The sequence below is a fragment of the Vreelandella sp. ssv genome, assembly GCF_059448525.1.
Window position 1 is genome coordinate 2,171,331 of sequence record NZ_CM182545.1, and the last position, 18,127, is coordinate 2,189,457.

Annotated in this window: 21 protein-coding genes; 3 read left to right on the plus strand and 18 right to left on the minus strand. The window is 50.2% G+C overall.

What is annotated here, in order from left to right:
- Window positions 1–94: 94 nt before the first annotated feature.
- Window positions 95–301, plus strand: a complete 207-nt coding sequence (locus tag AC5TBW_RS09975) for a DUF2788 domain-containing protein (protein WP_495508440.1) — start codon at window positions 95–97, stop codon at window positions 299–301.
- Between the two features lie 130 nt (window positions 302–431).
- On the opposite strand, the gene AC5TBW_RS09980 is transcribed toward AC5TBW_RS09975, so the two are convergent.
- From AC5TBW_RS09980 to AC5TBW_RS10040, 13 genes are all read right to left on the minus strand, one after another.
- Window positions 432–731 (minus strand): integration host factor subunit alpha, encoded by a 300-nt coding sequence (locus AC5TBW_RS09980; protein ID WP_035579533.1) that lies wholly within the window; start codon window positions 729–731, stop codon window positions 432–434.
- A 128-nt stretch (window positions 732–859) separates the two neighbouring features.
- Window positions 860–3,241 carry a phenylalanine--tRNA ligase subunit beta gene (gene pheT, locus AC5TBW_RS09985; protein WP_495508441.1) on the minus strand — a complete coding sequence of 794 codons (2,382 nt, stop codon included), beginning with the start codon at window positions 3,239–3,241 and terminating at the stop codon, window positions 860–862.
- Window positions 3,242–3,267: 26 nt separating this feature from the next.
- Window positions 3,268–4,287: a phenylalanine--tRNA ligase subunit alpha gene (pheS, locus tag AC5TBW_RS09990; protein WP_495508442.1), complete on the minus strand. Its 1,020-nt coding sequence runs from the start codon at window positions 4,285–4,287 to the stop codon at window positions 3,268–3,270.
- 159 nt (window positions 4,288–4,446) lie between these two features.
- Window positions 4,447–4,800, minus strand: coding sequence for a 50S ribosomal protein L20 (rplT, locus tag AC5TBW_RS09995; RefSeq protein WP_078087679.1), 354 nt, complete (start codon window positions 4,798–4,800; stop codon window positions 4,447–4,449).
- Window positions 4,801–4,863: 63 nt separating this feature from the next.
- A complete protein-coding gene (rpmI, locus tag AC5TBW_RS10000; RefSeq protein ID WP_007114345.1) occupies window positions 4,864–5,058 on the minus strand; it encodes a 50S ribosomal protein L35 in 195 nt (64 codons plus the stop codon).
- A gap of 82 nt (window positions 5,059–5,140) precedes the next feature.
- Window positions 5,141–5,632, minus strand: coding sequence for a translation initiation factor IF-3 (infC, locus tag AC5TBW_RS10005; protein WP_007114346.1), 492 nt, complete (start codon window positions 5,630–5,632; stop codon window positions 5,141–5,143).
- A 60-nt stretch (window positions 5,633–5,692) separates the two neighbouring features.
- A complete protein-coding gene (thrS, locus tag AC5TBW_RS10010; protein WP_495508443.1) occupies window positions 5,693–7,615 on the minus strand; it encodes a threonine--tRNA ligase in 1,923 nt (640 codons plus the stop codon).
- Between the two features lie 209 nt (window positions 7,616–7,824).
- Window positions 7,825–8,694 carry an OmpA family protein gene (locus tag AC5TBW_RS10015; RefSeq protein ID WP_495508444.1) on the minus strand — a complete coding sequence of 290 codons (870 nt, stop codon included), beginning with the start codon at window positions 8,692–8,694 and terminating at the stop codon, window positions 7,825–7,827.
- Window positions 8,695–9,028: 334 nt separating this feature from the next.
- Window positions 9,029–9,496, minus strand: a complete 468-nt coding sequence (locus tag AC5TBW_RS10020; protein WP_495508445.1) for a DUF2489 domain-containing protein — start codon at window positions 9,494–9,496, stop codon at window positions 9,029–9,031.
- A 133-nt stretch (window positions 9,497–9,629) separates the two neighbouring features.
- Complete coding sequence (gene cyoE, locus AC5TBW_RS10025) at window positions 9,630–10,547, minus strand: heme o synthase (protein WP_495508446.1); 918 nt, start codon at window positions 10,545–10,547, stop codon at window positions 9,630–9,632.
- Between the two features lie 15 nt (window positions 10,548–10,562).
- The gene (locus AC5TBW_RS10030; protein ID WP_495508447.1) at window positions 10,563–11,612 is read right to left on the minus strand and encodes a COX15/CtaA family protein; all 1,050 of its coding nucleotides are present in this window, start codon (window positions 11,610–11,612) and stop codon (window positions 10,563–10,565) included.
- 32 nt (window positions 11,613–11,644) lie between these two features.
- Window positions 11,645–12,154 carry a redox-active disulfide-containing membrane protein gene (locus AC5TBW_RS10035; RefSeq protein WP_495508448.1) on the minus strand — a complete coding sequence of 170 codons (510 nt, stop codon included), beginning with the start codon at window positions 12,152–12,154 and terminating at the stop codon, window positions 11,645–11,647.
- A gap of 10 nt (window positions 12,155–12,164) precedes the next feature.
- Window positions 12,165–12,878 (minus strand): SURF1 family protein, encoded by a 714-nt coding sequence (locus AC5TBW_RS10040; RefSeq protein ID WP_495508449.1) that lies wholly within the window; start codon window positions 12,876–12,878, stop codon window positions 12,165–12,167.
- Here AC5TBW_RS10040 and AC5TBW_RS10045 point away from each other — a divergent pair.
- The gene (locus AC5TBW_RS10045) at window positions 12,877–13,068 is read left to right on the plus strand and encodes a DUF2909 domain-containing protein (RefSeq protein WP_495508450.1); all 192 of its coding nucleotides are present in this window, start codon (window positions 12,877–12,879) and stop codon (window positions 13,066–13,068) included. The genes AC5TBW_RS10040 and AC5TBW_RS10045 overlap by 2 nt on opposite strands.
- A gap of 5 nt (window positions 13,069–13,073) precedes the next feature.
- Here AC5TBW_RS10045 and AC5TBW_RS10050 read toward each other — a convergent pair whose 3' ends face one another.
- From AC5TBW_RS10050 to AC5TBW_RS10070, 5 genes are all read right to left on the minus strand, one after another.
- A complete protein-coding gene (locus AC5TBW_RS10050; protein ID WP_495508451.1) occupies window positions 13,074–13,934 on the minus strand; it encodes a cytochrome c oxidase subunit 3 in 861 nt (286 codons plus the stop codon).
- Window positions 13,931–14,566: a cytochrome c oxidase assembly protein gene (locus AC5TBW_RS10055; RefSeq protein ID WP_495508452.1), complete on the minus strand. Its 636-nt coding sequence runs from the start codon at window positions 14,564–14,566 to the stop codon at window positions 13,931–13,933. The genes AC5TBW_RS10050 and AC5TBW_RS10055 overlap by 4 nt, the downstream gene beginning before the upstream one ends.
- A 33-nt stretch (window positions 14,567–14,599) precedes the next feature.
- Window positions 14,600–16,234 (minus strand): cytochrome c oxidase subunit I, encoded by a 1,635-nt coding sequence (gene ctaD, locus AC5TBW_RS10060; protein ID WP_495508453.1) that lies wholly within the window; start codon window positions 16,232–16,234, stop codon window positions 14,600–14,602.
- A 48-nt stretch (window positions 16,235–16,282) separates the two neighbouring features.
- Window positions 16,283–17,398 carry a cytochrome c oxidase subunit II gene (gene coxB / locus AC5TBW_RS10065; RefSeq protein ID WP_495508454.1) on the minus strand — a complete coding sequence of 372 codons (1,116 nt, stop codon included), beginning with the start codon at window positions 17,396–17,398 and terminating at the stop codon, window positions 16,283–16,285.
- A 127-nt stretch (window positions 17,399–17,525) separates the two neighbouring features.
- Entirely contained in the window at window positions 17,526–17,723 is a 198-nt protein-coding gene (locus tag AC5TBW_RS10070) for a DUF2970 domain-containing protein (RefSeq protein WP_495508455.1), read from the minus strand.
- A gap of 175 nt (window positions 17,724–17,898) precedes the next feature.
- Between AC5TBW_RS10070 and AC5TBW_RS10075 the strand changes: the two genes are divergently transcribed.
- Window positions 17,899–18,117: a hypothetical protein gene (locus AC5TBW_RS10075; RefSeq protein ID WP_495508456.1), complete on the plus strand. Its 219-nt coding sequence runs from the start codon at window positions 17,899–17,901 to the stop codon at window positions 18,115–18,117.
- The last annotated feature ends 10 nt before the right edge of the window (window positions 18,118–18,127 follow it).

Below are 18,127 nucleotides of genomic sequence, written 5' to 3' on the forward strand. Positions count from 1 at the left end.
TACCCGATGAATTTGCTCAAATATTAACATGGCTGGGTAGAATGAAACACACAACCCGCAATGCGCGGCCTACACACAACATTTAGGAGTCCCTATGCAGCAAACTTTTGAGACGTGGATTACTCCAATCATGGTTGGTGGGCTAATTATATTTATGTGCTTTATTATTTGGGACTTGGCTAAAAAGTCCAACGCTGGCAAATTTGGCACCATCATGCTGTTTGTCGTACTGGGTGCTGGCATGCTGGGTTACATCATTAAAGTGGTAATAGCGTGGCTAATTGAAGGCGGTAGCGTGTAGCTGCACTAGCCACATACATAGTCTCGCGACTCTGGACTTATTACCAAAACAAAAAGGAGCGCCCAAAGGCACTCCTTTTTGAGGATAAGACGATATTAGACAAAGCTCATATGCCTAAACTGAAAAAATATTACTCGCCACCCACGTAATGCTCTACCTGCTGCTTGAGCTTTTGCCCTGGACGGAACGTTACCACCCGCCGCGCAGAAATCGGAATTTCTTCACCGGTTTTGGGGTTTCGTCCTGGTCGCTCGCGCTTATCACGCAGATCAAAGTTACCAAATCCGGATAACTTCACCTGTTCATTCTCACGGAGACAGGCTCGAATCTCTTCAAAAAAAGCTTCGACCATGGCCTTCGCTTCTCGTTTGGACAGGGCTAGCTCAGCATGCAAATGCTCAGCTAATTCTGCTTTGGTCAACGCACCCATAAGGTTTCTCCTTATCCTTGAAGCAGATACAGCGTCAAACGCACCGTATCAACCGTACAGTAGCAAACGCATTGCCAAGAACGTGATAAGCATCGTGGCGTGGCCTAAGCAGTAGCTTAAGTTACTTACTAGCCGCGCAGCTCAGCATCCAGCTTGACACGCACTTGTGTCACAATTGAATCGACCAACTGGTTGATTTCTTCATCGTTTAGCGTGCGCGATGGATGCTGCCAGGTCAAGCCCAACGCAATACTCTTGTGTCCTTCAGCGACCCCTTTACCCGCATAAACATCAAATAGTTTGATATCCTGCAGATAATCCCCCGCTTGCTCTTTTGCACAATCCAGCAACGATTGAACAGGAGTGGCTTCCTTGAGTATAAACGCCAAATCACGGCGCACCTCTGGAAAGCGCGATAACGGTTCAAAGGCAGGCACACTACCCTGGCTTAGCATATCCAAGCGTACTTCAAACAACACAGCATCCATTTTCAGGCCCAGCGTTGCTCGTACTTGTGGGTGCAGTGTACCAATCCAGCCCGCAGGTTTACCGTTATGCAACAGCTGCGCACTTTGGCCAGGATGAAGCGCAGGGTGCTCTGCGGGCTCAAACCGCCAAGCATCGGCATCACCACCCAAGGCGATGACGCTTTCTAGATCACCTTTCAGATCATAAAAGTCGACGCGGTCTTTTGCGCCACTCCATCCTTCGGCTTCACGCGGGCCACACACTAATGCACCCAGCATCGGTACCTGCGACAAAGCATCCAACTCGCCGTTAAATACTAGCCCGGTTTCAAATAAACGCACGCGGGTTTGCTGACGATTGAGGTTGTATTCCATGGCGCGAACAAGGCCAGGAAATAAGCTTGCGCGCATTACCGACAAATCAGCCGAGATGGGATTGGCAAGCACGGGTGTGACGGCATGCGGCAACAGCGTCGCTTGCAACTCAGGCGCGACAAAGCTGTAGGTAATCGCTTCTTGAAAGCCACGGGCAACCATCTGACGACGCAGACGCGACTGAGTGAGTGTCGCCTCATTCGCAGAACGAAGCGCTAAGCGTGCCGACGGACGACGTACTGGCAAATTATTATAGCCATGGATGCGCGCCACCTCTTCGATGAGGTCTTCCTCAATGGCAAGGTCGAAGCGCCAACTGGGTGCAGTGACTGCCCAATCGGCACTTTGCATGCTGACATCAAGCCCAAGACGCTGAAGAATATCGCTCACGTCATCGCTGTCGAGGGTCTTGGAAAGCGCTTGTTCCAAACGCTTGCTGCGCAATATGATGGCGCGCTCTGCGGGCATATGCTCAGCACTTTTCTCTTCAACAACAGGCCCAGCCTGACCACCACAAATCTCAATTAAAAGCTGAGTAGCCCGCTCGACGGCAACTGGCGTTAACTGCGGATCGACGCCGCGTTCAAAGCGATGTGATGCATCAGTGTGCAATCCGTAAGAGCGAGCTTGGCCTGCAATCGCAAGCGGCGTAAAGAAGGCTGACTCAAGAAAAATAGTTCGGGTATTTTCATTAACGCCGGAGTTTTCACCCCCCATCACTCCTGCCATGGCAAGCGGCCCAGAATGATCGGCGATAACCAGTGTTTCAGGGCGCAACGCTATATTATTACCATCCAGCAGCGTTAGTTTCTCGCCTGGCTTAGCCATTCGCACAACCATGCCCCCTTGCAGGTTGTCACGATCAAAAGCGTGCATTGGCTGGCCTAATTCCAGCATGACGTAGTTGGTAATATCCACCACTGGGTCAATAGAACGTACGCCACTGCGACGCAGACGCTCAACCATCCAAAGGGGTGTTTCAGCCTTAACATTGACGCCCTTAATCACACGGCCGATATAGCGCGGACACTGCTCAGGTGCTTCAATTCTAACCGCGAAGCTATCCTGAATCTCAGCAGCCACCGGCTCTATTATTGGCCCCTTAACCGGCAATCGGTTTAGCACACCAACTTCACGGGACAGCCCCTTAATGCTTAGGCAGTCACCGCGATTGGGCGTCAGATCGACCTCAATCGTCATGTCGTTAAAATGCATGAACTCTCTGAAATCGATACCCACTGGTGCGGAGGACGACAGCACCAGAATGCCGGGCGAAGTCTCTTCTTCAAGCCCAAGCTCCGATGCAGAACAGATCATCCCACGCGACTCAACGCCGCGCAGTTTGGCTTTTTTGATTTTGAAATCACCTGGCAGTACGCCACCTACCTGGGCAAAGGGAATTTTCTGACCAACATCGACATTGGGGGCTCCGCAGACAACCTGAACAGGTTCCCCACTACCGTCATCAACGGTGCACACATTGAGCTTGTCCGCGTCAGGGTGCTTCTCTTTACTCAGCACCTCAGCCACCACGACACCGCTGAATTCGGCTGCTACCGCTTCAACAGCGTCGACTTCCAAACCCGCCATGGTGATTTGGTCGGCCATAGCCTGCGTTTCAAGCTGCGGCGATACCCACTCGCGCAGCCACTGTTCTGAAAATTTCATCGTTGATCCTGTATTCGGCGGCGGCCTTAAGCGAATTGACGTAAAAAACGCAGATCGTTTTCAAAAAACAGGCGTAAATCATTTACGCCGTAGCGCAGCATTGCCAAACGCTCAGCCCCCATTCCGAAGGCAAAACCAGTATAGCGCTCAGTATCGATACCCGAATGCCTGAACACTTCAGGATGAACCATGCCGCAACCCATCACTTCCAGCCAACCGCTATGGGAACAGACGCGACAGCCTGACCCACTACACATCACGCACTGAATATCCACTTCCGCGGAAGGTTCTGTGAATGGAAAGTAAGAAGGACGAAAACGTACAGAAAGATCATCGCGCTCGAAAAATGCCTGCAAAAAATCTTCGATCGTACCTTTGAGATCGGCAAAGCTAACGCCCTCATCGACCAACAGCCCCTCGACTTGATGGAACATGGGCGTGTGGGTCAGATCTGAGTCGCTACGATAGACGCGCCCAGGGCAAACAATACGGATGGGGGGCTCACTGTTTTTCATCGTGCGCACTTGCACCGGCGAGGTGTGAGTACGGAGCAGGCGTGTGGCATCAAAATAGAAGGTATCAGCCATACCGCGAGCGGGATGATGGGCAGGAATATTGAGGGCTTCGAAATTGTGATAGTCATCCTCAATCTCAGGCCCTACCGCCACATCATAACCAATACGAGTGAACAGTCCCTCTATACGCTCAAGCGTCCGCGTCACAGGGTGCAGTCCGCCCTCGGCTTGGCCACGCCCAGGCAATGTGACATCTATACTTTCAGCAGCCAAACGCGCATTCAGCGCAGCACTTTCAAGCTGCTGACGCTTGGCATCAATTTCGTCGGCTAGGGTATGCTTGGCCTGATTAATACGCTCACCCGCTGCCGGGCGCTCTTCGGCTGACAGTTTCCCCAGGCCTTTCAGCAAGGCAGTTACCTCACCTTTCTTACCTAAGTAGCGTACTCGTAACTCGTCTAGTGCGGCGACACTCTGCGCAGCCTGAATGGCGTCGCGAGCCTCAGATACCAGAGTAGGAAGGTGATCCATCCGTTTCACTCCGAATTAAGCGGTGTCCATCCCTGAAGATGGCGTGGCACGTTGAAGGTGACAAAAAAACAGGGGAAGAGCGGCTGCTCTTCCCCTGGATGGGTCACTCTTAAATGACCTCAGGCACGTTGCACGGGCAAAAGCCCATCACAAACTACCTTATTGGGCAGCCTTGGCTTTTTCCACGATGGCAGCAAATGCAGCCTTCTCGTGTACTGCCAAATCGGCCAATACTTTACGGTCGATTTCGATACCGGCTTTCTTAAGACCGCCGACAAAGCGGCTGTAAGACATACCGTTAATACGTGCACCGGCGTTGATACGCTGGATCCATAGCGCGCGGAATTGGCGCTTACGGTTGCGACGGTCACGATAGGCATACTGACCAGCTTTAATAACGGCTTGCTTAGCAACGCGGAAAACGCGCGAACGGGCACCGTAGTAACCTTTAGCAAGCTTCAATACTTTTTTATGGCGACGACGCGCTACTACGCCACGTTTAACTCGAGTCATAACACACTCCTGACTTTAAGGCTGGGGCAAAAAATTGTGCACCCAGAAAAACGAAAACCCGACTTACAGATTCGGCAGCATACGCTGGATAAGCGCTTTGTCAGACGCGTGGATTTGCTTCATCCCACGCAGTTGACGCTTACGCTTGGTCGTTTTCTTGGTCAAGATGTGGCTACGGTGAGACTGCTTGTGCTTAAAGCCATTAGCAGTCTTCTTGAAGCGCTTGGCAGCGCCACTGTTGCTTTTGATTTTCGGCATGAGGAAAACTCCGCTCGATATTTTTTAGAAAACCCAGGGCCGACCACCGGTTTAACGGTGGCCCGTTGACATCGCCGTTGGATCACTTCTTTTTCGGGGCAATAATCATGATCATCTGGCGGCCTTCCATTTTTGGAAATGCCTCTACCGCTCCGATCTCTTCCAGGTCTGCCGCAATCCTTTCCATCAGCTTACGACCGATGTCCTGGTGCGCCATTTCACGACCACGGAAGCGCAGTGTGACTTTGCCCTTGTCACCACCTTCCAAAAAGCGCGTCAGGTTTTTAAGCTTGACCTGATAATCGCCTTCATCGGTGCCAGGACGGAATTTGACTTCCTTGACCTGGATTTGCTTCTGCTTCTTCTTTTGAGCCGCTTTCTGCTTCTTGGTCTCAAAAACGAACTTGCCGTAATCCATAATCTTACAGACGATGGGGTCGGCATTCGAAATTTGCACGAGGTCTAAGCTTTCAGATTCAGCACGCTCTAGCGCTTCGGTGGTGGGCACGACACCCAACTGCTCACCGTCGCTACCAATAAGACGTACTTCTTCTTCGACAATTCGCTCGTTCATTGGTGGGCGTTTGTCTGCTGGACGCCCGCGCTGGTTGCTTCTCTTGATCGTTCCGTCTCCTTAGGCAATTGACGATGTCGCCAGGGCTGCTCTCTCGACAGTATGGCGTTCAATAAACTCATCGACCGTCATTGTACCGAGGTTTTCGCCGCTGCGTGTTCGCACGGCCACTGAGTCAGCTTCGACTTCCTTATCTCCTACCACAAGGAGATAGGGAACTTTCTGTAACGTATGCTCACGGATTTTAAAGCCGATCTTCTCGTTCCTCAAGTCCGCTTTAACACGTAAGCCACTTTTTTGCAGGCGTTTCTCCAAATCAAGCGCATATTCTCGCTGTGAATCGGTAATAATCATGACAACCGCCTGCTGTGGCGCAAGCCATAATGGCATAGCGCCCGCATAATGTTCAATCAAGATGCCAATGAAGCGCTCCATGGACCCTACAATAGCACGATGTAACATTACCGGCGACTTGCGCTGGCCTTCTTCAGTCACATACTGGGCCCCAAGCCGCTCTGGCATCATAAAATCGACCTGCATAGTGCCGACCTGCCATTCACGCCCCAGGCAGTCTTTCATATGGTATTCGATCTTGGGGCCGTAGAAAGCGCCTTCGCCAGGAAGTTCCTGCCATTCAACGTCACAGGTTTTCAATGCGCTACGCAGCGCATCTTCTGCCCGATCCCAAACCTCATCACTGCCAATGCGTTTGTCTGGGCGAAGAGCAATTTTAATGGCTATATCTTCAAAGCCAAAATCACTATACACCTTTAATGCCTGGCGATGAAAATCAGTCACTTCCGGCTCAACTTGAGCTTCCGTACAAAAAACATGGCCATCATCTTGGGTAAATGCCCGCACACGCATAATGCCGTGCAAAGCACCTGAAGGCTCGTTACGGTGGCATCCACCAAACTCACCAAAACGAACGGGCAATTCGCGATAGCTGCGCAAACCAGAATTAAACACCTGAACATGCCCAGGGCAGTTCATCGGCTTAAGGGCATACTCACGCTTTTCGGATTCAGTAAAGAACATGCCGTCCGCGTAGTTATCCCAGTGCCCTGATTTTTTCCAAAGCGATACGTCCATAATCTGAGGACAGCGTATTTCTTGGTACCCCCCCTCTTTGTAGACGTTTCGCATATATTGCTCGATCTGCTGCCACAGCGCCCAGCCGTTTGGATGCCAAAAAATCATCCCCGGCGCCTCTTCCTGCATATGGAAGAGATCCAGCCGGCGCGCTAACTTACGATGATCGCGCTTCTCCGCCTCTTCAAGACGTTTGACGTAAGCCTTAAGCTGTTTCTTGTCGCCCCATGCGGTGCCATAAATACGCGTCAGCATAGTGTTGGCAGCGTCTCCGCGCCAATAAGCACCGGCCAACTTGGTCAGCTTGAAGGCTTTTAAGTGGCGGGTATTCGGCACATGCGGACCGCGGCACATGTCAGTGTATTCTTCGTGATGATAAAGCCGAATTGTCGCGTCATCAGGAATATCGCGAATAATTTCCTGCTTATATGGTTCATCGCGGTGTAAAAAAGTCAGCATTGCCTGGTCGCGATCCACGTATTCGCGGATAACATCGTACTCGCGCTCAATCAACGATTGCATGCGAGCCTCGATCGCCTCCAAGTCTTCCGGGGTGACGGGTTGACCAAATTCAATATCGTAATAAAAACCGTCATCAATGACTGGTCCGATGGCCATCTTGGCCTCGGGATACATCTGCTTAACCGCATGACCAACAAGGTGAGCGCAAGAGTGGCGAATAATTTCCAACCCTTCATCATCACGGGCGGTAATTATCGCAACTGTTGCATCTTGCTCGATTAGGTCAGCGGCATCCACCAGCACACCATCGATCTTTCCAGCGATACAGGCCTTAGCCAAACCAGGGCCAATGGATTCTGCGAGCTGCATAATGGTCAGCGGTGCTTCAAACGTTCTTTGACTGCCGTCAGGCAGAGTAACAATAGGCATTCAGGTTCCTTGAGCGCAGTGGTGATCCATACCAAGGATCACATTTCGCTATCAATGGTCTTGGGAGGTGCAAAATGTATCACTATTAAACAGCGCCAAGCCTAGCAGACTTAAAATAAAAACGGGAGGCATAAGCCTCCCGTTTCTTTACCTGTGGATTGCAGTTAGCCGGTTATAGGGCGTCTACAAACCTCAGAAGATAAGTGGACTTAGTTCCACTCATCCAGTTCAACGCGACGGTTCTGGAAGCGACCTTCTTCAGTTTCGTTGGAAGCGATCGGTTGCTCTTCACCGTAACCTACCGCACGCATACGGTTGGCTTGCACGCCACGGCTTGCTAAGTAGTTAGCAACAGATTGTGCACGTTCTTGTGACAAGTTTTTATTATACTCGTCAGAACCGCGTGAATCAGTATGGCCTTCGATGCTAACACGTACGTCTGGGTTATTAACCAGACGCTCAGCAACACCGTTCAGTACGCTTTGTGCGTTAGAAGTCAGTTGTGCAGAGTCAAATTCGAAGTTAACTTCTTGTAGTACAACGCTATCCGGGCAACCCAGTGCGTTAACTTCTACGCCTGCTGGCGTGTTCGGGCACTGATCACGGTAATCCGGAACACCGTCGTTATCGGAATCAAGCGGGCAACCGTTGGCATTAACTTCAACGCCAGCTGGTGTGCCTGGGCACTGGTCACGGTAGTCAGGCACACCGTCGCCGTCAGAATCTAGCGGGCAACCTTCGGCGTCGACAGCAACGCCTGCAGGTACTTCACCATAGCTTGGGCACTGCGGAGCAACCGGCTCAGGAGTACGGTCAGCACATAGCAGACCGCCGATAGCAGCACCGGCAACAGCACCGGTAGCAGCACCGCTTTCTTCGTCAGAACTACTGCTGGTGGCATAGCCAATGCTGCCACCGATCAAACTACCTGCTAAACCACATACTGCAGGGTGTTGGTACCAGCTGCGGTCGCTGCTAGCACTTGATTGGCTGGAGGACTGTGAGGCCGAGCTAGCACAGCCAGATAGACCTACTACCAGTGCGGAACCGATTAGCAAGCCAGTCGTTGATTTTTTCATGCAAGACTCCTTCTTGATCCAATGCTGAAATGGTCATAATTGACCAAATCTATCCAATGCTTCTTATTGCGAGAGCATCCATTTTTCGCCTGCTCTACATCGCTGACAATGGCACCAAGCTCCCAGTACTAATAATGACGTACTAATCACCTAACACCCAGTCGACATAGAACGGTGTGCCTATCATTAACGCTTAAGCGCAAGAAGGCAACAATGCCAAGATATCAACTTCTTGCCAATACCGACATCACTCAGCATAGCAAAATTGCCACAATGGGCACTAAAAAATAGCATGCTATGCTTTTTGGCGACTAAAAGTCGCCAAAACCGTTGTTTAATGCAGCGCACTTGAACCTTTGGCACGCCACTTCAGGACTTGTCTGGCGGCTTCTAGAACCTCTTCGCGCATATCATTTTCTACCATCAATCGCTCTTTGTCTTCCTGCATACGCTCTCGAGCGGTCAATTGCTGGCGAGCAGAATGCGTTTTTAAGTGACGAGTGCGGCTGTAGTGCTCAGCAAATGCCTGAAACTCACTCCTCTCGGTTAAACTAGGATCGACAATTTCAAGTAATACCTTGCATCGCCAAGCTCCCTCAGTAATATCAACCTGCTCTTGCACGAGCGCGCTGGCCACGTAATCAAGGTTTTCTAAGCTATTTTGTTGAGCGCGAGCATCTTCATCACGTCGGTAAGCTTCTCGGCGGTTAATTTCTTTGCGTAGAGTCCATGCGTAAAAACACAACCCTGCTATTACTGCAATCGCCACCGCTAGTAAAATTAGCGCTCCCGTCGAATTCATGAAATTCCTCATTAAACGTATAAATTACTTGACGAAAATTGTACCCCCTTATACCACCATTAAGCCAATGTGATCCACACGTGAGCGCCCTCAAGCTAAATGGTTGTTCCACCGAACACCTTTCTCCGCTGGATTACCAAGCAAGCGCCGAAGCATAGTGATCAAGTAACAGTGCAGCGAAAACACCTAGCAGATAGCGAATGGAGAACCAAAATGCACTGATTGGTGCAGCGGGATCTTGTCCGCGCCATACACGCCAATTCCAGAACATGAACCGCGCATTCAGGCATAGCACAATGAACAAATAGAGAACGCCACTCATACCAATCATTACCGGTAGCAAAGTAGCTAATACCGTCAGCCAGCCATACAACCAAATTTGCAGCCGCGTAAATGGAATGCCGTGAGTAACGGGCAACATTGGAATTCCCGCTAGTGCATAGTCGTCACACTTATGAATAGCGAGAGCCCAGAAATGTGGTGGGGTCCAAGCAAAAATAATTAACATCAATAGCAGCGGTTCAGGTGAGACTTGCCCCGTAATCGCAACCCACCCCAACAGCGGTGGTGCCGCGCCAGCCACACCGCCAATAACGATATTTTGAGGCGTTGCCCGCTTGAGAAAAGCAGTATAAATCAGCGCATAACCAATCACGGAAGCAAAGGTGAGTATGGCCGTTAGTTGATTAACCTGCCAAGCCAATAGCGCCAAACCCAATACGGCAAGTAGACTCGCCCACCCAAGCGCTACCGGCACAGGCAGCCGCTTGCTAGCAACCGGGCGGCGTGAGGTACGCGTCATTACTGCATCAAAATGGCGATCCACAACGTGATTAAAAGCAGCCGCACCGCAGGAAGCTAAGCCGATACCGACTAGGCCAAAGAGAACGTTTGACATCGGTGGCAGGCCTGGAGTTGCTAACGCCGCCCCCACGGCGGCACACACCAACATCACAGCCACCACTTTTAATTTGCAGAGCCCGAGTAGCTCTCTCCAGCCCCATGCCACGTGAGGCAGGGGTGCAGACTGTGTCATTGTTACATTTCGCATAGCAGCCTGACCCCTTCAGTCAACGATAACGTTGCTATAAATCGTACGAGGCGTCTCTGAGTAAACGCCATCCTCATGGTAGCGCCAACACCACCATGCCCAAACGAGCCCAAGAGATAATGCGATGGCGCCTGCCGTATGCAGCAATGCCAGCCATAAAGGTAGCCATAACAACACATTGGCGATGCCTAAAAGGGCTTGCAAAGCATAAAGAAAAACGACGACCGCGAGTGGTTTAGCGACATACTGCCAATGTCGATGGCGCCACCAAAGCACTAACAATCCCACCCCTAAAGCGAAGGCGCCTAGGCGATGAACAACATGAATCGCGATGCGAGCCTCGGCATGTAACTGGCCATGCAAGTAATTTGGACCCACCGTTTGGGTAAGATGAAAACCCTCGCTTAAATCTAATTCAGGCCACCATTGGCCATTGCAAGTGGGGAACCCTTGGCAAGCGATGCCTGCATAGTTAGTGGATACCCACCCTCCTAAAGCTAATTGTCCTACGAGTAAACAAGCCGCAACTCCCCACCAGAAATCAGCTCGACGAGGTTCACTTATTGGACTTCTGTGAGCGCGACGTAAACGAAGGTGCAACCCAAAAAAAAGTAGCAACACATTTAGCCCACCCAAAAGATGAAGGGTAACCACTTGTGGCCATAGCTTAAGCGTCACCGTGAAAGCACCGAAGGCACCTTGCAATATAATCACCGCCAGGAGCGTCAAGCTTAGACGCCATGGATAACCGCCCCGCTGGCGTAACGGCCAACCTAACGCAACAACGCTCAGCACCACTAATCCAAGCACGCTAGCGATATAACGATGGATCATTTCCACCCATGCTTTAAAGGGTTCCAAAGGCACATCTGGGTGACGCAGCGTGGTAAGGTCACTATCAGGGACTATCAGTTTTCCATAGCACCCAGGCCAATCAGGGCAACCCAGACCAGCATCGACTAATCGTGTCCATGCACCAACTAACATAACCACTGCGGTAAAAAGAGTTCCTATCAACGTCAATCGCACTAACCACTTCAAACGGCGCCCGTATACATCGTCCATGGTATTCCCCTAGCAAGAGAGGTTAGTGCACGTCACTGAGGGTTGACTTTAAAAAGGTGCTGAATGTCGTCGAGCAAGTATTTGGTCGCGACATTTTGATCAAATGCCAATGCCGGACGCCCCGAAGGATCGAGCAACCAAACTGAGTTTTCTTTATGCCAAGTGGGTAAGCGCTGCCACTCGCTGGCTGCTTCTCCCGGTAGCGGTTCAGGACTTCCGCCGATTCTTAGACGCTTTAGTCTAGGCGCCTCGCTTCCTAAAGCACGGTGAACTCTCCACAGTTCATCCTGACGCACTTCACACTGCTGGGTGCAATCAAATGCCAGAATCCACTCGTCTTCTTCGTTCTCAGCGAACGTTGTCAAGGGCCATTTATCAAGCATAGGTAACGCAAGTTCGACATCGCCATGCGCTGTATGGCGATCAGGTATGCCAATACGAAGCTCCACCATCCCCCAAGCGGCGACCATGGGTGCCGCGAATATGACAAAAATAAGTATTAACTTGAGCCGCTGACGACGAATGTATTTGGCATCATGCATAGTATTCACCCTATTTATTTTTATTGCGTAATGACCATCTTTGAACCGCATCACGACGCAAGCGTTGAGCGCCGATAACCATGACAATGAAAGCAGCCAATGCTAAACCCCACCACTGGAAGGCATAGCCCATATGGCGACTAGGCGGCATAACATTGGCTTCCCACCAAGGGGCAAGAACTCCGTCCCCTTCACTAGCATGTAACCAACCCTCATAGCTAAAAGAGCCCAGCACCGCCCGCCATGGTTCAAGACTTAGCTGCTGCAGTCTTACCCCTTCTTTATTGTCTCCAAACAGTGGTCCACCTGACTGCACTTCCTGCCACTCACCGCTCAACTCCACAATACCGCTTGGGGTAACTGCCTGGGGTGGCTCACGAAGTGGCCCTGTAGCTAAGAAGCCACGTTGCACTAGCCAAAGCTGTCCATAGCTATCACGCAGTGGCGTCAGTACCGCCACACCCACCCTTCCCTCCAGGATTCGATTATCTAAGTAGAGCGTATGCTCAGCCAAGTACTCTCCCCTTAACGTTACTTGGGCGCCTTGGGGTGGCTGTATGGTGGGTTGCACCAAGTCAGGAGCTGCATCGCGAACGGCGATGGCTAAACGCTTGTCATCTGCCCGCTCCCACTGCCATAGTCCTAAACTGATACCTAATGCCACCAGCAAACTCCAGAAAAAACACCAGCTATAAAAACGCCATTGCAGAGAGGGTTTCATCATGTGGTTACAACTACTCATTGCCGCCGTATTTATCGCGATGGTCATCTGCTTAGCCATGGGAGCCGGCTTTCTCTTGCGTGATGACTCCTCGTCTCGTCGCTTACTTGTATCCCTTAAATGGCGTATCGGACTAGCTTGTCTATTAATGACCCTCATCATTTTTGGCTTTTGGTCCGGCCAATTAGGTTAGTCACTCTATAAAACATAAACGAAAATAAAGAGCCCGACCCATACCACATCAACAAAGTGCCAATACCAACACGATGCTTCAAAACCAAAATGATTTTCGCCTGCGAAATGACCTTTAATTATTCGGACCAACATGGTGGCAAGAATGATCGTGCCGATAATCACGTGTAGCCCATGAAAGCCTGTCAATATAAAGAACGTTGCACCAAAAATACCGGCTTCCAATGTAATACCGTAATGCGTATAAGCCTCATAATACTCAACACCTTGAATCATTATAAAGCAGCACCCTAACAGCACCGTACCAGTCAGCCAGTTACGGCAAGTTCGCCGGTAACCCACTTTTAAAGCTTCATGAGCAACTGTTAGCGTAATACTTGATGTAATCAAAATAAGTGTATTGACGAGAGGAAGTTGCCAAGGGCTAAAAACTTGCCGAGGGCCAGCAATGGAATCATCTGGAGGATTCAGCAGTGGCCATGTAGCAACAAAGTCAGGCCATAGTAACGCCGACACCCCTTTTGCTCCTTCTCCCCCCAGCCAAGGAAGAGTAAACATCCTGACGTAAAAAAGCGCACCAAAAAAAGCGGCGAAGAACATGACTTCTGAAAAAATGAACCAGCCCATCCCCCAGCGGAACGAACGATCCATTTGCGCATCATAAAGTCCTCCGCGAGACTCACTGATCACATCCCGGAACCAAAGCCCCATAACAGCCAGTATGCCCAACACGCCAATTAAAATCAGCGGCAGCCCAGTGTCGTAAACAAGCTTTATACCCGTTCCCAGCATCACCGACCCGAGTGCTATCGAACCGAGAACCGGCCAGCGACTACTCGCCGGAACGTAATAGCTACCACTGCTCATATCGTTTCTCCCACCGTTTTATTGTTCTGTAACTCGTTGTTGGGCTCTTTTAACAATCTGGCATTGCTAGCATTAGCCAGTGAGGCGTTCTGAACTGCACGCTCAACTGGATATAGGGTATACACCAGCGTGATAGTATTGATATCTTCTGGAAGGTCTCGTGCTAGCTGGAATACAAGGGGTATGGTCAAGCGCTCATCCCCCTGTAATAGCTGCTCCTCAAAACAGAAACAGCTCACTTTACGTAAATGGCGGGTCGCATTTGAAGGAGAGACGCTCGGCACAGCCCGCCCCCAACTTTCACTATGGCTGTTATTCGTAAACGTAAAATCGACTTCCGCTGTTTGCCCTGGATGCACGCTCATCTGCCGCATTTCAACACTCATTTTCCATGCTAGGCCTGGGCTACCTCGAATGACAAATTGCACGTTAATGTAACGAGACTCGTCCACTTCTTCATGAACGATACTTTGTGCAGTTGCATCGACTTTGCCGTTAATACCTGTAATTTGACAAAAAACGTCATATAGCGGCACTAAGGCAAAAGCAAAGGCAAACATACCGACCAGTACGGCCAGTGTTCTAATGACCGTTCGGCGCACTCCCACCTGGTTTTGCTCTCGACTGTCCATAACACCTCTTGGGCCTATACGGTTCATGTCGTTTTAGTGAGAAGTACGATGAAAAACCGGTGGCGTTTCAAACGTATGCAGTGGTGCCGGACTGGGTACTGTCCATTCTAAATCTTCCGCACCCTCCCAAGCTTTTGCTGGCGCTTTTTTTCCACCACGAACGCACAGTATGACCCCCAAAACGAACAGCAACTGTGATGTACCGAAGAAGAATGCCCCGATGCTGGACAGTAAATTGAAATCAGCAAACTGCAGTGCATAGTCTGGGATACGACGAGGCATGCCCGCCAAACCAGCGAAATGCATTGGGAAGAACGTTAGGTTCACGCCAATAATTGAGAACCAGAAATGCCATTGAGCAAGACGTTCGTTAGGATAGTGCCCCGTCCATTTAGGCAACCAATAATACACCCCCGCCATAATGGCAAAGATCGCCCCAGGGACTAACACATAGTGGAAGTGTGCCACTACAAAATAGGTATCATGATATTGAAAATCGGCTGGTGCAATCGCTAGCATTAGCCCTGAAAAACCGCCAATAGTGAACAACACGACAAAGGCAAGGGCAAACAACATCGGCGCTTCAAAACTGATCGAACCACGGAATAGGGTAGTGATCCAGTTAAACACTTTTACCCCTGTCGGCACGGCGATCAACATAGTGGTATACATAAAAAACAGCTCTGCCACCAACGGCATTCCCACAACAAACATATGATGCGCCCAGACTAAAAATGACAGGAACGCAATAGCCGATGTGGCATAAACCATTGATGCATAACCAAACAATGGTTTCCGTGCAAAGGTTGGTATAATCACCGAGACAATACCAAAAGCGGGTAAAATCATGATATACACTTCAGGATGACCAAACGTCCAGAAGAGATGCTGAAATAAAACAGGGTCGCCCCCGCCCGCGGCATCAAAGAAACTGGTTCCAAAGTTAATGTCCATAAGCATCATCGTAATGACTGCTGCCAAAACCGGCATTACTGCGATTAGCAGAAAGGCAGTAATCAGCCATGTCCAGACAAAGAGCGGCATATCCATTAAACGCATGCCCGGAGCCCGCATATTTAAGATAGTGGCAATAATATTGATAGCCCCCAATATCGAACTGATACCGGCAAGGTGTAATGAGAGAATAAAAAAGGTGGTGGAAGGAGGCGCATAGTTGGTCGACAGCGGTGCATAAAAAGTCCAGCCAAAATTAGGACCGCCGCCAGGCATGAAAAGGGTTGATAGCAGCAATGTAAAAGCCACAGGGAGCAGCCAAAAGCTGAAGTTATTCAACCTAGGTAACGCCATGTCTGGCGCCCCAATTTGTAATGGTATCATCCAGTTAGCTAACCCGGTGAAAGCGGGCATCACGGCTCCGAACACCATGATCAAACCGTGCATAGTGGTCATCTGGTTGAAGAACTCGGGCTCGACCAACTGAAGACCGGGCTGAAAAAGCTCCGCCCTCACCACCAGGGCAAATATGCCGCCAATAAAAAACATCGTCAGCGAAAAAATTAAATAAAGAGAGCCTATCTCTTTATGATTGGTTGTCAGTAGCCAGCGCAAAATGCCTTTCGGCGGCGCAGTATCTCCGTGGGAATGCCCATCGGCGACGGCCGTGGTGCTATGTTGCAGCGGTGGCTGAGGAAGTGGTTTGGGCGCCATGTGTCTCTCCGAAATATTGTTGTTGTCTGATTGAGTGACAAACCAACATCACTGGGCAATTAACTCAGCTACTTTAGAAGGCTGTACGACATCTCCCGTATCATTACCCCAGGCATTACGCGTATAGGTGACAACTGCTGCGATCTCAACGGGGTTCAAGGTATTCCGGAACGCTGGCATCGCCGCACCCGACACACCGTTAACCACCTTATTGAGGTGCCAATCCACATCGCTTATCAACTGTTCATTATTCGCCAGCGCAGGAAACGCAGGCGGCGCTCCTTGACCTTCGCTTTGATGACAAGAGATACAGATCGACTGATAAACCGACTCGCCCCGCTCCACTAACTCCTCCATCCCCCACTCACGATCAACACCCATGGCTTCCTGTTCAGCAGCCTCTTTACGCTCAGTCAGCCAGCTTTCAAACTCCTCCTCCTCCACAGCGTGCACCACCACCGGCATAAAGCCGTGATTGATACCACACAGCTCAGTGCATTGCCCACGGTAGATACCCGGCTCATTGATCTTTACCCAATTTTCATTAATAAAACCGGGGATCGCATCCTGCTTAACCGCTAAATCAGGCACCCACCATGAGTGGATAACGTCATCTGATGTCATCAGAAAACGTACTTTGCGATTGATGGGTAATACTAGCGGCTCGTCCACTTCTAATAAGTAATGCTCTCCACGCGTCTCATCCCCACTAATTTGTGACCTGGGTGTGCTCATATTAGAAGTAAACGCGACATCCTCCCCCAGGTACTCGTAGCGCCAGCGCCACTGTTGGCCTGTAACCATGACGTCTAACTCGGCCTCTGAAGAGTCGTACATATTTTTAAGCGTTGCCGTAGCAGGAACTGCCATGCCAACCAAAATCAAGACAGGAATGGCTGTCCAAAGTACTTCCACACTAGTGTGCTCATGAAAGTTGGCGGCTTTTGCACCTTTTGAGTGACGGTAGCGAAACAGTGAGTAAAACATTGCCCCAAACACCACTAGACCGATGACAACACATATCCAAAAAATCGACATGTGTAAGCCGAAAATATCGGCACTAACATCGGTTACCCCGACGCGCATGTTCCAATCGCTAGCCTGAGCCTGCAACCCGCTCATCAAGAAGAAAGTGACTACCAGCCACCGCCATGCTGATCGCATAGATACCTCCAATCTTATTGTTCTTATCACCTGCTTTTAAATTAGGGCAGGAGTAAATGAGATATTAGCAGTATAGAAAACATGTGGGATCCGTCACGCTTTGCTTATAGATCGCTATCAACGCTTTTCAGCGGGCAGCCAACGTTGCCAACACGACAAGCACCAAAACGAACAGCAGCGTAATAACAATCCCAGTGACGATATACGCTGCGGGCCTGCCACTACTAAAGTCCTCCTGCCTCTTTTGGTTGCTCTGAACACCCAGCAAGGCCGCCAATACAGACTTCACCACTGACCACATAAAACCTCCGATGGTTATTTGCACTTCAGTTCCCTTTAAAACACAGGGTTACCTCTCCTTATATTAGGCAGGTAAAAGAATTACGTCAGGATAAAAGGAAGGATTCTAAGCATTTACAGGCAGGTCAATGGCAATCTATAGTTCCCAATATGCGATACTTAATTTCCTCAGAATTAAGCGCCCCCCAATGGAGAGCCTCATGTTCAAGCGTTGCCTTACCCTACCAGCTAAAAGCTTATTCGCAATTTTCCCACTACTGCTACTCGCAGGCTGTACTACATACACATGGCCCGACGGCTCTCAGAAAACGGTCATCGGTGTAGTACCAGAAGAAGAAAATCAACGTTACGAAGAAGATCAAGTAGAAGGGGTACGCTATCGTATTCCTGACGAAATTCCAGAAAAACGCAATGAATAAGCAAACATAC

Coding starts and splice junctions, on each gene's coding strand:
- rpmI (WP_007114345.1), bottom strand. CDS start 5,058: ATGCCGAAAATCAAAAGCAACAGTGGCGCTGCCAAGCGCTTCAAGAAG.
- coxB (WP_495508454.1), bottom strand. CDS start 17,398: ATGCGATCAGCATGGCGGTGGCTGGTAGTCACTTTCTTCTTGATGAGC.
- pheS (WP_495508442.1), bottom strand. CDS start 4,287: ATGGATCACCTTCCTACTCTGGTATCTGAGGCTCGCGACGCCATTCAG.
- ctaD (WP_495508453.1), bottom strand. CDS start 16,234: ATGGCGCCCAAACCACTTCCTCAGCCACCGCTGCAACATAGCACCACG.
- AC5TBW_RS10015 (WP_495508444.1), bottom strand. CDS start 8,694: ATGAAAAAATCAACGACTGGCTTGCTAATCGGTTCCGCACTGGTAGTA.
- pheT (WP_495508441.1), bottom strand. CDS start 3,241: ATGAAATTTTCAGAACAGTGGCTGCGCGAGTGGGTATCGCCGCAGCTT.
- AC5TBW_RS10035 (WP_495508448.1), bottom strand. CDS start 12,154: ATGCATGATGCCAAATACATTCGTCGTCAGCGGCTCAAGTTAATACTT.
- thrS (WP_495508443.1), bottom strand. CDS start 7,615: ATGCCTATTGTTACTCTGCCTGACGGCAGTCAAAGAACGTTTGAAGCA.
- cyoE (WP_495508446.1), bottom strand. CDS start 10,547: ATGCGAAATGTAACAATGACACAGTCTGCACCCCTGCCTCACGTGGCA.
- AC5TBW_RS10030 (WP_495508447.1), bottom strand. CDS start 11,612: ATGGACGATGTATACGGGCGCCGTTTGAAGTGGTTAGTGCGATTGACG.
- rplT (WP_078087679.1), bottom strand. CDS start 4,800: ATGACTCGAGTTAAACGTGGCGTAGTAGCGCGTCGTCGCCATAAAAAA.
- AC5TBW_RS09975 (WP_495508440.1), top strand. CDS start 95: ATGCAGCAAACTTTTGAGACGTGGATTACTCCAATCATGGTTGGTGGG.
- AC5TBW_RS10055 (WP_495508452.1), bottom strand. CDS start 14,566: ATGGACAGTCGAGAGCAAAACCAGGTGGGAGTGCGCCGAACGGTCATT.
- AC5TBW_RS09980 (WP_035579533.1), bottom strand. CDS start 731: ATGGGTGCGTTGACCAAAGCAGAATTAGCTGAGCATTTGCATGCTGAG.
- AC5TBW_RS10045 (WP_495508450.1), top strand. CDS start 12,877: ATGTGGTTACAACTACTCATTGCCGCCGTATTTATCGCGATGGTCATC.
- AC5TBW_RS10020 (WP_495508445.1), bottom strand. CDS start 9,496: ATGAATTCGACGGGAGCGCTAATTTTACTAGCGGTGGCGATTGCAGTA.
- AC5TBW_RS10040 (WP_495508449.1), bottom strand. CDS start 12,878: ATGATGAAACCCTCTCTGCAATGGCGTTTTTATAGCTGGTGTTTTTTC.
- infC (WP_007114346.1), bottom strand. CDS start 5,632: ATGAACGAGCGAATTGTCGAAGAAGAAGTACGTCTTATTGGTAGCGAC.
- AC5TBW_RS10075 (WP_495508456.1), top strand. CDS start 17,899: ATGTTCAAGCGTTGCCTTACCCTACCAGCTAAAAGCTTATTCGCAATT.
- AC5TBW_RS10050 (WP_495508451.1), bottom strand. CDS start 13,934: ATGAGCAGTGGTAGCTATTACGTTCCGGCGAGTAGTCGCTGGCCGGTT.